This window comes from Enterobacter cloacae complex sp. CDL013, from assembly GCF_049238805.1.
Classification (GTDB): Bacteria; Pseudomonadota; Gammaproteobacteria; order Enterobacterales; family Enterobacteriaceae; genus Enterobacter; species Enterobacter hormaechei_C.
The window spans coordinates 415,829-430,859 of record NZ_JBMKGT010000001.1 but is presented as its reverse complement, the minus strand read 5'-3'; the positions used below and the strand labels follow the sequence as shown (position 1 = coordinate 430,859).

Genomic DNA, 15,031 nt, shown 5'->3' with positions numbered 1-15,031 from the left:
TCAGTTAATGCGCGAGCCGGACGTCCTCCCGGCCAGTTTGTGCGCTATTTTACCAGAAGGCTTACTTCCATTCATCGTCTACCCTGAGCGTCAGCACACGCTCATCGCGCAGCTGGCGGAACCAGGACGCTGATTTCTTTGCCCGCCGTGCGCGTTGATTTTCAAGGTCGATCTCAATCAGCCCGTAGCGGTTTTTAAACGCGTTCATCGGCGAGACGTTGTCGGTGAAGGCCCACAGCATATAGCCGTGGCAGTTAGCCCCCGCCTCCCGCGCCAGCAACGTGTAATAAAGATGTTCGCTGATAAACGCGATGCGGTACGCGTCATTGATAATGCCGTCGCGATTGCGAAAATGCGCTTCGTTCTCCACACCCATCCCGCTTTCCGCTACAAACCAGTCAATGTTGCGATAGTCGTTTTTAATCCGCATCGCCATGTCGTAAATAATGCGCGGGAAGATCTCCCAGCCGCGGGAGGTGTTCATCCTCCGCCCCGGCAGCTCGAACGGCTCGTAGTAATACGCCGGGTGGAACGGCGTCTCCGGGTGCCAGGCGCGGGACGGGGCTTTGACGCGATGCGGGTAATAGAGGTTAATGCCCAGCTCGTCGACGGTGTTGTCGGCAATCAGCGCCAGCTCGTCAGCCGTGTAGTCCCACCGCACCTGATGCTGCGCCAGCAGGGTAAAGAGCGCCTGCGGATAGCGCCCGTGCACCAGCGGGTCGAGAAAGACGCGGTTGTAGAACAGATCGTACATCTCTGCCGCTCGCACGTCATGCGGTGCGCGCGAGCGTGGATAGGTCACTTCCGGGTTAAGAATACAACCCACTGAGCCGTCATACCCTTTCTCGCGAAACAGCTTCACCACTTTCGCCGTCGCCAGCACTTTATGGTGGTTCCACTGCATCCAGGTGCTGGTGTTCTGCTCATAGGGCCAGCGCAGTGCGTCAAGGTAGACGCGCGTCTGGACCACAATCGGCTCGTTGAAGGTAAACCAGCGGGTGACTTTGCCGTGAAAGCGCTCAAACACTTTTTCCGCATAGCGAACGAACAGCTCGACGACGTGCTTCGACGCCCAGCCGCCGTAGGTTTCCAGCAGCACGCCCGGCAATTCGTAGTGTTCCAGGCAGATCATCGGCTCAATGCCCTGACGGTGCATTTCATCGAACAGCGCGTCGTAATAGGCGGCGTACTCTTCATCTACGGTGGCGTTTTCATAGTCGGTCAAAAAGCGCGACCAGTTGATCGAGGTGCGATAGTGCGTCAGGCCCGCCTGCTTCATCAGCGCCACGTCTTCACGGAAGCGATTAATAAAGTCGGTTGCCACCGCCGGGCCATAGCCGTTGTGCCAGACGTGACGATCGTTCTTGTACCAGAGATCGATCCACGAATCCTGCCCCGGCTTTTTGCCGCTCCAGCCCTCGGTCTGCCAGGCCGATGCCGCCGCGCCCAGCATAAAATCCTGCGGTATAGTTATCTGTTTTATGCTCATCCGGTCCTTATGCGTTATCGGTGGCTTGTTGCAGCGCGGCCTGCTCTGCGCGGCGTGAGGCAATTTTCACAAACGGCAGATAGATAATCACCGCGGTCACGATGCAGATAAACTGGGTGATCACCGCCCCCATGGAGCCCGCGGTTGACAGCCAGGCGTTGATCAGCGGCGGCGTGGTCCAGGGCACCATCACCACGGCTTTCCCGGCAAATCCGGTCACGGTGGCAAAGTAGCCAATCGAGCCCGTCACCAGCGGCGTGATGATGAACGGGATAGCCAGGATCGGGTTGAGCATGATTGGCATCCCGAAGATCACCGGCTCGTTGATATTAAAAATACCCGGGCCGATGGAGAGCTTAGCGATCTCCTTCATCTCTTTACGTTTGGTGGCAATCATGACGGCGATCAGCAGGCCGATGGTCAGGCCGGAGCCGCCGATGCTCATATAGACGTCCCAGAACGGCATGGTGATGATGTTTGGCACCTCTTTGCCCTGCTCGAACGCGCTCATGTTAACGGTGATTGCCCCCAGCAACAGCGGCTCGCGGATCGGCTTGATCATCTGGTTGCCGTGAATACCAATCACCCAGAACAGCTGGGCGACAAACATCAGCAGCAGGATCCCCGGCAGGCTTTGCACCACGCGCTCCAGCGGCTGTTGCACCACCTGGTAAACCGCGTCGTAGAGATACATGCCGGTAATCTGATGAAACACGAAGCCAAAGGTGGCGATGGCAGTGGTGGTGATAATGGCCGGGATCAGCGCAGAGAACGACGCGGCGACGTTCGGCGGCACCGTGTCCGGCATCCTGATTTTCAGCCCCTTGCGGTTTTCCAGCCAGCAGTAAATCTCCACTGACAGGATGGCGATAAACATGCCGAGGAACAGGCTGCGGGTATCGGAGAACTGGCGCAGCAGCACGTCTTTCACCACGTGCATCTCGCCGTCCACCAGCATTTCCACCGTGGTTGGCGTCACGCAGATAAAGCAGATCACCGCCAGCAGGCCGGGGAACAGGGACTTAATGCCGTTAATACGCCCCAGCTCAATGCCGATTAAAAACACCGCACCGATGTTGAGAAAGTTAAGCGTGGCATAGTTGAGCGCGCTGGTGATCGGCTTTAACGCCGCCAAAAACGACAGCGACTGAAAGCTCGCCAGGCCGTTTTTCGGATCCAGCACCATATTGGAGATCAGTACCGAGAACGCCCCCACAATGATGACCGGCATTAAGGTAATAAACGCAGACTTGATCGCCTGGATATAGCGATAGCTGTTGAAGGTGGTGGCAAAACTGCCCAGAGCGTCGATCAGTTTTTCCTGAAATGCCATAGGGTAATACCTCAGTAAAAGGGCTTTTATTGAATAAGATGGACAGCCGGATACTATTGGTATGCCAAAAATAGCGCCCACAGGCGCTTTGTTCTGTGATTAAGCTCTCAATGAGGTAAGAGGTATTCCAGATTGCGATTTATCACCATTTTGGCATGCCAATGACAGGCATTTATCCCGCTGGCGAGGATCGTTACCGAAAAGCGTGATCGTTATAGGGTTTTGCCCTTCCCACGTCGCTTATGCGCCGGATGGTCTGTGTTAAACTGCAAACCATTACGTGGAAACAGGAATTTCGAATGGCAACAATGCTGGATGTCTCACTGCGTGCGGGCGTGTCGAAGGCCACCGTTTCGCGCGTGCTGAACGGCACAGGTCAGGTTAAAGAGAGCACGCGTCAGCAGGTATTTCGCGCGATGGAGGAGCTGGGCTATCGTCCGAACTTTCTCGCGCGTTCGCTGGCTAACCAGACCAGCAACAGCATTGGTCTTGTCGTCTCGACGTTCGACGGTTTTTACTTTGGTCGTTTGCTACAGCAGGCGTCACGGCAGACCGAAAAGCACGGAAAACAGCTGATTGTCACCGACGGTCACGACGCCCCTGAACAGGAAGAACAGGCGGTGCAGATGCTCGCCGACCGCAAGTGCGACGCCATCGTGCTGTACACGCGATACATGAGCGAAAAGACGATCCTGAAGCTGATCAACAGCGTGCAGACGCCGCTGGTGATCATTAACCGTGAAGTGAGCCAGGCGGCGGATCGCTGCGTCTTCTTTGAACAGCAGGACGCGGCCTTCAAAGCGGTGGATTACCTGATAAGCCAGGGTCATCGGGAGATCGCCTGTATCACCGTCCCGATCCACACCCCAACGGGTAAAGCGCGGCTGATGGGCTACCGTAAGGCGCTGGAGAAGCACGGTATTCGTCTCGACGAGCGGCGGATTAAATACGGCGATGCAGGCATGACGCGGGGTTACGAGCTGTGCAAGGAGCTGATTGCGGAAAAGACATCGTTCAGCGCCCTGTTTGCCTGTAATGATGATATGGCCCTGGGCGCCTCCAAAGCATTACACCAGGCCGGGCTGAAGATCCCGCAGGATATTTCGCTGTTTGGTTTTGACGATGCCCCCAGCGCAAAGTGGCTGGAGCCTGCCCTGTCGTCGGTATATTTGCCGATCGACAACATGATCGTCACGGCAATCGACCAGGCGATCCGGCTGACAAAAAACCAGCCGGTTGAAGCGATCCCGCCGTTCACCGGCACGCTGGTGTTACGCGATTCGGTGACAACAGGGCCGTGGTTTAATCAGACCAGCTCTAACGCCAGCAGCTCCTGAATGGTCTGGCGACGGCGAATCAGCCGCGCCACGCCGTTATCAAACAATACTTCCGGCAGCAGCGGGCGGCTATTGTAGTTGGAAGACATAGACGCCCCGTACGCACCGGTATCATGCAGCACCAGATAATCTCCCGGTTTTACCTCTGGCAGCGAACGGGTTTCGACTTTCCCGCCTTCCTGCTGAGTAAAGACGTCACCGGATTCACACAGCGGGCCGGCAACAACGGTCTCGATGCGCGGGGCGTTGACCAGATCGCGGCCATCGGCGGCAAGCGCGGTAATGTGATGATAGCTGCCGTACATGGACGGGCGCATCAGGTCGTTGAAGCCAGCATCAATCAGCACAAAGTGACGGCTTCCCATCTCCTTCACGCTCCGCACCTGCGCCACCAGCACGCCAGCTTCGGCGACCAGGAAACGACCCGGCTCAATCTCCAGCTTCACCGCATGGCCCAGATGGGCAGCGATCCTGTCACGCGCGGCGCTCCACAGGCCGTAATAGTGATCCGTGTCGATCGCCTCTTCTCCTTCGCGGTAAGGGATCGAAAGCCCTCCCCCGGCGGAGATCGCCTCCAGATCCTGACCAAAATCGATAACCTGACGCACCATTGCGCCACAGACCTGCTCAAGATGGCCATAATCCACGCCGGACCCGATATGCATGTGAATGCCCACCAGCTTGAGGTTGTAGCGTTGTAAAACCTCCAGCGCCGCAGGCATATCGGCATACCAGATCCCGTGTTTACTGTTTTCGCCCCCGGTGTTGGTTTTCTGACTGTGGCCGTGACCAAAGCCCGGGTTGACGCGCAGCCAGACGCGATGGCCAGGAGAGACCTGCCCAAGCTGTTCCAGCATATCCACCGAACCAGCATTGACCGGGATTTGCAGCTCGTGCACGCGCGCCAGCGTGGCGTCGTCTATCAGGTCAGCGGTGAAGACGATCGCGTCGCTGTCGGCTTTCGGATCAAACCCGGCCACCAGCGCACGTTCGATCTCACCCAGCGATACGGAGTCAACCTTCACGCCCTGCTCGCGCATCAGGCGCAGAATATGAATATTGGAGCAGGCCTTCTGCGCAAAACGCACCACGTCAAACTGATGCAGCGCGGCGATCTTCTCGCGGACAATCTGCGCATCGTAAACCCACACCGGACAGCCGAATTCGGCAGGCAGGCGCAGCAGGTTATCGGCGTTTAAATCGGTTTCGGTCTGGTTGAGCGGGCGTGGCATGGTCGTCTCCGGAAATCTGTTTTTTATCATTACGCCATAGCCTGAAGAGAATAAAAAATATCGTTTTATCGTGAGTCTATGCAAAAATGATATGGAACACGCTCAGCCATCAGGTGCCCTATGCCCGCCGTTAACCTACGCCATATCGAGATTTTTCATGCGGTGATGACCACCGGCAATCTCACTGAAGCCGCGCACATGCTGCACACCTCGCAGCCGACGGTCAGCCGCGAGCTGGCGCGTTTTGAGAAAGTGCTGGGGCTGAAGCTGTTTGAACGCACCCGCGGCAGGCTGCATCCAACGGTGCAGGGTTTACGTCTGTTTGAGGAGGTTCAGCGCTCCTGGTACGGGCTGGACAGGATCGTGAGCGCGGCAGAGAGCCTGAGGGAGTTCCGCCAGGGCGAACTGTCCATCGTCTGCCTGCCGGTCTTTTCCCAGTCATTCCTGCCGGTACTGTTACAGCCGTTTCTGGCCCGCTATCCGGAGGTCAGCCTGACCATCGTGCCGCAGGAGTCGCCGCTGCTGGAGGAGTGGCTTTCGGCCCAGCGCCACGATCTGGGTCTGACTGAAACCCTCGTCACGCCAGCGGGAACGGAACGCACGGAGCTGCTGTCGCTGGATGAGGTCTGCGTGCTGCCTGCCAGCCACCCGCTTGCCCACAAAACCGTGCTGACACCGGCGGATTTTCACGGTGAGAACTATATCAGCCTGTCGCAGACCGACAGCTACCGGCAGCTTCTGGATGGCCTGTTTGCCGAACATCAGGTGAAGCGGCGGATGGTGATGGAAACGCACAGTGCGGCGTCAATTTGCGCGATGGTGCGCGCGGGCGTGGGTATTTCGGTGGTGAACCCGCTCACGGCCATGGACTACGCCAGCAGCGGCGTGGTTCTGCGCCGTTTTAGCGTTTCCGTTCCCTTTACCGTGAGCCTGATCCGCCCGCTGCACCGGCCCGCCTCAGCGCTGGTTGATGCCTTTAGTGAACATCTGATTGCGCACGCGCGTCAGGTGGCGCTTCGCTTACCTGACCTGCAAAAACCTTTATGACAGCATAAACTCCACCGCATCCGCGGCATGGATGGCGGCGGTATCGAAGACCGGTATCGGGCTTCGGTCTGCAGGCACCAGCAGACCGATTTCGGTACAGCCGAAGATGACCCCTTCCGCTCCCTGCTGCGCCAGTTTCTCTATCACGCTGACGTACCAGGCGCGCGAAGCTTCGCTGAAGGTGCCCAGACACAGCTCATCAAAAATAATCTGGTTAATGTGCGCCCGGTCAGCCTCCTCCGGGAGCAGGCTTTCAATCCCGAACTGGCTGCTCAGCCGCCCGCGGTAAAAATCCTGTTCCATGGTGTAGCGCGTCCCCAGCAGCGCCACGCGCGTCATGCCGGCGGTACGTATGGCACGCCCGGTGGCATCCGCGATATGTAAGAACGGCAGCGAACAGCGGTCTTCAATGTGCGACGCCACCTTATGCATGGTGTTGGTACACAGCAGAATACCCTGCGCGCCCGCACGCTCCAGCCCGAGCGCGGCGTCCGCCAGTATCTGCCCCGCTTTGTCCCACTCCCCGCTCGACTGGCAGGCTTCTATTTCATGGAAATCCACGCTGTGCAGCAGCAGGCTGGCCGAATGCAGACCGCCCATACGCTGTTTAACGCCTTCATTAATCAGGCGGTAGTACGGGATCGTTGATTCCCAGCTCATGCCCCCTAACAGACCGATCGTTTTCATCTTTCCTCCTGTGCGTTTCACCCAGTGAAGCAAACTTGTGATCGCCTTTCCAGTTATTTGGCTAAACGTTTCCTTTTCTCGGCGGGTGAGATAAGTTAATTGAAACAATGTTTCATTACATAACAGGGCGAAAATATGTTTATTTTCCATAAAGAGACCACGCTTGAGGATCTGGGCAACGGCGTGACGCGTCGTATTCTGGCGCACGACGGCAGGATGATGGCGGTGGAAGTGAATTTCGAGGAAGGCGCGATTGGCCCGATGCATAACCACCCGCATGAGCAACTCACCTACGTTCTCTCGGGGGAATTTGAGTTCACCATTGGCGAGGAGAAGCATGTGGTGACCGCGGGCGACACCCTCTATAAAGCGCCGCACGTGATGCACGGCTGCGTTTGCCTGAAACCCGGCACCCTGCTGGATACCTTTACGCCGGTACGCGAAGATTTCCTGAAATAAAAAAAGGCGCTCAGTTGAGCGCCTTTTTTGATGTTATTCCGTTACCGGCTCAGGAAGTTGTTCCGGCAGCGGGTTGCGGGTGCTCATAGCCTCGCGCAGCAGCACGCTGCCACAGGCGAACAGTCCACCCAGAATACACGCCAGCAGCACGATGAGGGCTTTGCCCGGGCCATCTTTTTTCACCGGCATAGAAGGTGAAAGCTGGTATTTGAACGGCTCCAGGCTCACATCTTCGAAGGAGAGTTTTTGCAGCTGTGCCAGATAGTATTCGCGGTTCTGGAAATCGGCGTTCAGCTCAGAAACGTCCTTGAGATTTTTTTCAATCTGCAATTTCTGCGCAATCCCGTCCGCACCGAGGGCGACGGAATAATCCGGATCGTCTTTCACCGCCTGTCCATTGCTGTAAACCGGCTTTTTGATCCCAGCCGCGTTCGCCACTTCCAGCGAGTAGTTCAGGCGTTGCAGGTTGGTATTGTGGATATTGGTCAGACGGACCCGATCCAACTCCAGCTGCTGCTGTACCGTTTTGGTTCTCAGGATCAGCTGATCGCGAATGTTTTGCATGGTCTCCTGCTCGACGATGCGGGAGATGTACTGAATGTAACCATTCAACACTTTCTGCGCATCCTCTGCCGTTGGGGCTGTGAAGCTTAACGTCCAGGAGAGGTATGGTGCTTTATCGGCATTTTTTTCCTGCGTGTTATCAACAGCCTTCATCTTTTCGGCAATATTGACCACCGCGCGGTGCAGCTCCAGCGGATCAACCTCAGCGCCATCGAGCTGAGCCATCACGTAAGGTGAGCTCTTCATGTACTCTTCAAGCAGAGACTGGGACTGAAACTTTTTGATAAACAGATTAAACACATCCGCACGGGTAATTTTCACGTCGACATCAAGCACCTGGAGCGCCACCATCATCTGGCGCAGCGAACTCCACTGCGTCTGTTCCGCGGGCGTAATGACCGCTTTACTGGTCCATTTTTGCGGTATCAGAAAGGCGATTGCCAGGCCGACCAGTGCAAATGCAAAGACAATGGTGATGATGCGTTTTTTTGCTGCCAGCAGGACGTCCAGCAGACCCAGAAGATCTATTTCTTTAGCGCTGACCGCCGGGGGAGCATAGTGAGGAAAATTGAGATCCGTATGTTTTTTGAAATCCATCGCTGACATAACTGTTCTTCTTTTAAGGATGCAGTGAAATTCTGCCTGACTGGTTCCGGTGTAACAAATCATACAAGAATGTAAGAATTATCTGAATGACGAATTGGTACATCTGTAGACCTGCTATCAGATCTGGTAGTTAGCCACGCTGCGTGACTATTGTTATTCCTGCTCCCCTTTTGCTTCATTATCTCTTCCTCATGGGCCGCGGCGAACGTCCGTGGAAAGTCAAAAATGCCACCTTCCTCACTATATTGAAACAGCGTTTCGACGCTGATCACATTTCCACCATTAAGCGAATGACGCAGAAATAAATCGCAATAATATAAAATAAAACGATGTTTTAGTATCCAAGAACACCGGTTCAGCTCTTTTGAAACCCGAAGCGCTTACACCACGACGAAAGACAAAAAAGCGTTAAAAAACAAACGTAGGTTTTGCCGTTGCCAGACGTTGCACCCTGAATTTCAGCTCCCATGCCGCGCATCGCAGGCCCGGGAAAATGTAACAAAGCAGATTTCGTATTAAACCATTGATTGCCAGGTAGGTATGTATGAATGAAAACAAGCTGCTGGGGCTCGCATGGATATCACCCTATATCATCGGGCTGATACTCTTTACGGCATTCCCCTTCGTCTCATCGTTTTTCCTCAGCTTTACGGATTACGATTTGATGAGTCCGCCGGTGTTTAACGGCATCGAAAACTATCGCTACATGTTTACCGAAGACACGCTCTTCTGGAAATCCATGGGCGTGACCTTTGCCTATGTATTTTTAACCATCCCGCTAAAGCTCGCCTTTGCATTAGGAATTGCCTTTGTCCTGAACTTTAAATTACGCGGCATCGGCTTTTTCCGAACGGCCTACTATATTCCGTCGATCCTCGGCAGCTCCGTCGCCATTGCCGTATTGTGGCGCGCCTTATTTGCCATCGATGGCCTGCTGAACAGCTTTATCGGCGTTTTTGGCTTTGATCCGGTGAACTGGCTGGGCGAGCCGTCGCTGGCGCTGATGTCCGTTACCCTGCTGCGCGTCTGGCAGTTCGGTTCCGCGATGGTCATCTTCCTGGCCGCGCTGCAAAACGTACCGCAGTCCCAGTATGAAGCGGCAATGATCGATGGCGCATCGAAATGGCAGATGTTCATGAAGGTGACCGTGCCACTGATTACGCCGGTGATCTTCTTCAACTTCATCATGCAGACCACGCAGGCGTTCCAGGAATTTACCGGGCCGTACGTGATTACCGGCGGCGGGCCAACCTATTCGACCTATCTGTTCTCGCTCTACATCTACGACACCGCCTTTAAGTATTTCGATATGGGCTATGGCGCGGCGCTGGCGTGGATCCTGTTCCTGGTGGTGGCCGTCTTCGCCGGTATCGCCTTTAAGTCGTCGAAATACTGGGTGTTCTACTCCGCCGATAAAGGAGGCAAAAATGGCTGATATTCAACAACTCTCCACGGCAAGAAGCGTCGCCGAACGCGAAGTGGCCCGCACGCTGCGCAGAGAGAAAATCAACGCCTCCGTTCGCTATGTGATTCTGCTGGTTGTCGGCCTGCTGATGCTTTACCCGCTGGTGTGGATGTTCTCCGCGTCGTTCAAACCGAACCACGAGATCTTCACCACATTGAGCCTGTGGCCTGCCCACGCCACCTGGGATGGTTTCGTAAACGGCTGGAAAACCGGCACCGAGTACAACTTCGGCCATTACATGCTGAACACCTTTAAGTATGTGATCCCGAAAGTGATCCTGACCATTATCTCCTCCACCATCGTGGCGTACGGCTTTGCCCGCTTCGAGATCCCGTGGAAGAAGTTCTGGTTCGCCACGCTCATCACCACCATGCTGCTGCCCAGCACCGTGCTGCTGATCCCGCAGTACCTGATGTTCCGTGAAATGGGCATGCTCAACAGCTATATGCCGCTGTACCTGCCGCTGGCCTTCGCCACTCAGGGGTTCTTCGTCTTCATGCTGATCCAGTTCCTGCGCGGCGTCCCGCGTGACATGGAAGAGGCGGCGCAGATTGACGGCTGTAACTCCATTCAGGTGCTGTGGTACGTGGTAGTGCCGATCCTGAAACCGGCCATTATCTCCGTCGCCCTGTTCCAGTTCATGTGGTCCATGAACGACTTTATCGGGCCGCTGATTTACGTCTACAGCGTGGATAAATACCCCATCGCACTGGCGCTGAAAATGTCCATCGATGTCACCGAAGGCGCGCCGTGGAACGAAATTCTGGCAATGGCGAGCATCTCCATTCTGCCATCCATCATTGTCTTCTTCCTGGCACAGCGCTACTTCGTACAGGGCGTCACCAGCAGCGGAATTAAAGGTTAAGAGGGAAATACCATGGCTGAAGTTATTTTCAACAAGCTGGAAAAGGTCTACTCCAACGGCTTTAAAGCGGTACACGCTATCGATCTTAAAATTGCTGAAGGGGAATTCATGGTGATCGTCGGCCCATCCGGCTGCGCCAAATCCACGACCCTGCGCATGCTGGCGGGGCTCGAAACCATCAGCGGCGGCGAGGTGCGCATTGGCGACAAGATCGTGAACAACCTCGCGCCGAAAGAGCGCGGTATTGCAATGGTGTTCCAGAACTATGCTCTCTATCCGCACATGACGGTGCGCGAGAATCTGGCCTTTGGTCTCAAGCTGAGCAAACTGCCGAAAGATCAGATTGAGTCTCAGGTGAATGAAGCTGCCAAAATTCTTGAACTGGAAGAGCTGCTCGACCGCCTGCCGCGCCAGCTTTCCGGCGGCCAGGCGCAGCGCGTGGCGGTAGGCCGTGCGATTGTGAAAAAACCGGATGTGTTCCTGTTCGATGAGCCGCTTTCAAACCTCGACGCCAAACTGCGCGCTTCGATGCGTATTCGTATTTCCGACCTGCACAAGCAGCTGAAGAAATCCGGAAAACCGGCGACCACCGTTTACGTGACACACGACCAGACCGAAGCGATGACCATGGGCGACCGCATCTGCGTGATGAAGCTCGGCCATATCATGCAGGTGGATACGCCGGACAACCTCTACCACAAGCCGAGGAACATGTTCGTGGCGGGCTTTATCGGCGCGCCGGAGATGAATATACGCAAAAGCGTGCTGGTCGAAAAAGCGGGCCAGCTGCACATCGCCATTGGCGATGAAACCATGCCGCTGAACGCGGAGAAGCAGGAGAAAGTCGCGGCCTACGCGGGTCAGGAGATTTACTACGGCGTGCGTCCGGAATTTGTGTCGCTCTCTGATGAGCCCTTCCCGAACGGCGGCTGTAGCGGGGAGATGGTGCGCGTTGAGAACATGGGCCACGAATTCTTTGTGTACCTGAAGGTCGCGGACTACGAACTGACCGCCCGAATCCCGTCCGATGAAGCTAAGCCAATGATTGATAAGGGGCTTCATCGTAAGGTGTATTTCACGTTTGAGATGAACAAGTGTCATATTTTTGACGCAAAAACTGAACAAAACCTCTCTCTCTGATGGAGTGATAAAAATGAAAAAAGTGCTTTTAAGCGCAGCAATCTCCGCGACCCTGGGTCTTACCGCTTTGCCATCGATGGCGCAGAATGTGGATTTACGGATGTCCTGGTGGGGCGGCAACGGCCGTCACCAGGTCACCCTGAAAGCGCTGGAAGAGTTCCATAAGCAGAACCCGGACATCAACGTGAAAGCGGAATACACCGGCTGGGATGGTCACCTCTCCCGTCTGACCACCCAGATTGCGGGCGGCACCGAGCCGGACGTAATGCAGACGAACTGGAACTGGCTGCCGATCTTCTCGAAAACCGGTGACGGCTTCTACGATCTGAACAAGATGAAGGACGTGATTGACCTGTCGCAGTTCGATCCCAAAGAGCTGCAAACCACCACCGTGGACGGCAAGCTGAACGGCATTCCGATCTCGGTGACGGCGCGCGTGTTCTACTTCAATGACGAAACCTGGAAAAAAGCGGGTATTGCGTACCCGAAAACCTGGGACGAGCTGATGGCGGCCGGTAAAACCTTCGAGAGCAAGCTCGGCAAGCAATACTATCCGGTGATCCTGGAGCATCAGGATACGCTGGCGCTGCTGAATTCGTACATGATCCAGAAGTACAACATTCCTGCGGTGGATGAGAAAACCAAAAAGTTCAGCTACACAAAGGAACAGTGGGTAGAGTTTTTCCAGACCTACAAAAAGCTGATCGACAGCCACGTCATGCCGGACACCAAATACTATGCCTCTTTCGGTAAGAGCAACATGTATGAGATGAAGCCGTGGATCCAGGGTGAATGGGGCGGCACCTACATGTGGAACTCCACCATCAACAAATATTCCGACAACCTGAAGCCACCGGCGAAACTGGAGCTGGGCAACTACCCAATGCTGCCGGGCGCCACCGACGCAGGTCTGTTCTTCAAACCGGCGCAGATGCTGTCGATTGGTAAGACGACCAAAAACCCGGAGGCGGCAGCGAAGCTGATTAATTTCCTGCTCAACAGCAAAGAAGGGGTCGATACGCTGGGTCTTGAGCGTGGCGTACCGCTGAGCAAAGTAGCGGTGCAGTATCTGACCGAAGACGGCACCATTAAAGAGGACGATCCTTCCGTGGCAGGCCTGCGCCTGGCGCAGTCGCTGCCGGCGAAACTCACCGTCTCGCCATACTTTGACGACCCACAGATTGTGGCGCAGTTCGGTACCTCTTTGCAGTATATCGACTACGGGCAGAAAACCGTGGAAGAGACGGCCGCTGACTTCCAGCGTCAGGCGGAGCGTATTTTGAGACGTGCGATGCGGTAAAAACAAAGCCGGGTGGCGCTTCGCTTACCCGGCCTACACGGTATCGTAGGCCCGGTAAGCGAAGCGCCACCCGGCAATGACATTACACGCCGATATTACGTAGTTTCTCCCCTTTCATCAGCTTGCGTTCAATATGCTCCAGGGTCACGCCTTTGGTTTCCGGGATCAGCCAGAATGTCACGCCGATAAACGCCACGTTCAGCACCGTATAGAGCCAGAAGGTGCCAGCCGCGCCAATCGCATCCAGCAGCGTCAGGAAGGTCGCGCCAATGATCATATTCGACACCCAGTTGGTGGTGGTGGAACAGGTGATACCAAAGTCGCGGCATTTCAGCGGCTGAATTTCAGAGCACAGGATCCACACCACCGGTGCGGCGCTCATCGCGTAACCGGCGATGCACATCATGGTCATGCCAACGGAGAGCCAGGAGAGGCCGCTTGACGCCGTGCCGTTATCGAACTGCATCAGGCAGTAACCAAGGATCAAGGTGCCGAGCGCCATTACGCTAAAGCCAATTTTCAGGGCCGGTTTACGTCCGGCCTTATCGACGGTGAACACCGCGATAAAGGTGGCGAACATAAAGGTCAGCCCCACCACCAGCGTGGCGATCATCTGTTGTTCGGTGGTGGTAAAACCAGCCATTTTAAAGATGCGTGGGGCATAATACATGATGATGTTCATCCCCGTGAACTGCTGCATCGCCTGTAACAGCATGCCAAGGAACACCGCGCGGCGCACGTTGCGGTTCGCCTTAAACAGGGACCAGCCGCCCTGCTTCAGCTTCAGGCTTTCGCGGATTTCGTTCAGCTCTTCACGCGCTTTTTCGGACGTGTCGCGCAGCATGCGCAGCACCTCTTCCGCCTCCACGTGACGCCCTTTTTGCGCCAGCCAGCGCGGGCTGTTCGGCAGGAAAATGACTAACACAATCAGCAGCACCGCAGGCAGCGCCAGCACGCCAAGCATTGCCCGCCAGTTGCCGCTGTAGCTGAAGTACGTATCCGACAGGAACGCCAGCACGATACCGAGCGTCACCATCAGCTGGTACATGCTGATCATCTTCCCGCGCACGTTTTCGCTCGCCATTTCGGAGAGGTAAAGCGGCGCGGTGTAGGACGCGATACCTACCGCCACGCCCAGCAGCACGCGGGAAAGCAGCAGCACTTCAACGTTGGTGGCAAACGCCGAACCAAGAGAGCCAGCAACAAACAGGATCGCCCCGACCATCAGGCTGTATTTGCGCCCGAGACGGAACGACAGCCAGCCGTTAAACAGTGCGCCGATGGCCGCACCCAGCATCATGCTGCTCACCACCCACTCTTGCAGGCGGTTGCTTAACGTAAAGTGGTCGGTAATAAAGGGCAGTGCGCCCGCGATAACGCCGATATCCAGACCAAACAGTAAACCGGCTACGGCGGCCGCAACAGAAACAAACTGGTTCATGCGTCGGGTATCGCGCAGCGCAGCGGGCATAAGGGTAGAGTCATTTACAGATGTCATTGTTTCCTG

The 15,031-nt window shown here is 55.6% G+C and carries 13 protein-coding genes; 7 read left to right on the top strand and 6 right to left on the bottom strand.

Features of this window, described 5'->3' with window-relative positions; genetic code table 11:
• Positions 1-61: 61 nt before the first annotated feature.
• Together ACOTXD_RS02100 and ACOTXD_RS02095 are read right to left on the bottom strand one after the other, a co-directional pair.
• A complete protein-coding gene (locus ACOTXD_RS02100; protein ID WP_061856271.1) occupies positions 62-1,489 on the bottom strand; it encodes a glycoside hydrolase family 1 protein in 1,428 nt (475 codons plus the stop codon).
• Positions 1,490-1,496: 7 nt separating this feature from the next.
• Positions 1,497-2,822 (bottom strand): PTS sugar transporter subunit IIC, encoded by a 1,326-nt coding sequence (locus tag ACOTXD_RS02095; RefSeq protein WP_003862812.1) that lies wholly within the window; start codon positions 2,820-2,822, stop codon positions 1,497-1,499.
• Between the two features lie 299 nt (positions 2,823-3,121).
• On the opposite strand from ACOTXD_RS02095, the gene ACOTXD_RS02090 reads away from it, so the two are divergent.
• Positions 3,122-4,159 carry a LacI family DNA-binding transcriptional regulator gene (locus ACOTXD_RS02090; RefSeq protein ID WP_058659880.1) on the top strand — a complete coding sequence of 346 codons (1,038 nt, stop codon included), beginning with the start codon at positions 3,122-3,124 and terminating at the stop codon, positions 4,157-4,159.
• Here ACOTXD_RS02090 and lysA read toward each other — a convergent pair.
• A complete protein-coding gene (gene lysA, locus ACOTXD_RS02085; protein ID WP_045895004.1) occupies positions 4,129-5,391 on the bottom strand; it encodes a diaminopimelate decarboxylase in 1,263 nt (420 codons plus the stop codon). The two genes, ACOTXD_RS02090 and lysA, sit on opposite strands and share 31 nt — an antisense overlap.
• A gap of 120 nt (positions 5,392-5,511) precedes the next feature.
• On the opposite strand from lysA, the gene ACOTXD_RS02080 reads away from it, so the two are divergent.
• On the top strand, positions 5,512-6,438 hold the full coding sequence (locus tag ACOTXD_RS02080) for a LysR family transcriptional regulator (protein ID WP_023295367.1): 927 nt from the start codon (positions 5,512-5,514) through the stop codon (positions 6,436-6,438).
• Here ACOTXD_RS02080 and ACOTXD_RS02075 read toward each other — a convergent pair.
• Entirely contained in the window at positions 6,433-7,125 is a 693-nt protein-coding gene (locus ACOTXD_RS02075; protein WP_058674927.1) for an aspartate/glutamate racemase, read from the bottom strand. The two genes, ACOTXD_RS02080 and ACOTXD_RS02075, sit on opposite strands and share 6 nt — an antisense overlap.
• 135 nt (positions 7,126-7,260) lie before the next feature.
• Here ACOTXD_RS02075 and ACOTXD_RS02070 point away from each other — a divergent pair, with 135 nt between their 5' ends.
• Positions 7,261-7,584, top strand: coding sequence for a cupin domain-containing protein (locus tag ACOTXD_RS02070; RefSeq protein WP_003862821.1), 324 nt, complete (start codon positions 7,261-7,263; stop codon positions 7,582-7,584).
• Between the two features lie 33 nt (positions 7,585-7,617).
• On the opposite strand, the gene wzz(fepE) is transcribed toward ACOTXD_RS02070, so the two are convergent.
• Complete coding sequence (gene wzz(fepE), locus ACOTXD_RS02065; RefSeq protein WP_023314779.1) at positions 7,618-8,754, bottom strand: LPS O-antigen length regulator Wzz(fepE); 1,137 nt, start codon at positions 8,752-8,754, stop codon at positions 7,618-7,620.
• A 544-nt stretch (positions 8,755-9,298) separates the two neighbouring features.
• On the opposite strand from wzz(fepE), the gene ACOTXD_RS02060 reads away from it, so the two are divergent.
• From ACOTXD_RS02060 to ACOTXD_RS02045, 4 genes are read left to right on the top strand one after another with little or no spacing between them, the layout of a single operon-like run.
• The gene (locus ACOTXD_RS02060) at positions 9,299-10,189 is read left to right on the top strand and encodes a carbohydrate ABC transporter permease (RefSeq protein WP_003862825.1); all 891 of its coding nucleotides are present in this window, start codon (positions 9,299-9,301) and stop codon (positions 10,187-10,189) included.
• Positions 10,182-11,084, top strand: coding sequence for a carbohydrate ABC transporter permease (locus ACOTXD_RS02055; RefSeq protein WP_003862827.1), 903 nt, complete (start codon positions 10,182-10,184; stop codon positions 11,082-11,084). The genes ACOTXD_RS02060 and ACOTXD_RS02055 overlap by 8 nt, the downstream gene beginning before the upstream one ends.
• A gap of 12 nt (positions 11,085-11,096) precedes the next feature.
• Entirely contained in the window at positions 11,097-12,224 is a 1,128-nt protein-coding gene (locus tag ACOTXD_RS02050) for an ABC transporter ATP-binding protein (protein WP_045332840.1), read from the top strand.
• Between the two features lie 13 nt (positions 12,225-12,237).
• Complete coding sequence (locus ACOTXD_RS02045; RefSeq protein WP_003862832.1) at positions 12,238-13,524, top strand: ABC transporter substrate-binding protein; 1,287 nt, start codon at positions 12,238-12,240, stop codon at positions 13,522-13,524.
• An 82-nt stretch (positions 13,525-13,606) separates the two neighbouring features.
• On the opposite strand, the gene ACOTXD_RS02040 is transcribed toward ACOTXD_RS02045, so the two are convergent.
• A complete protein-coding gene (locus tag ACOTXD_RS02040; RefSeq protein WP_003862834.1) occupies positions 13,607-15,022 on the bottom strand; it encodes a sugar porter family MFS transporter in 1,416 nt (471 codons plus the stop codon).
• Positions 15,023-15,031 lie beyond the last annotated feature (9 nt).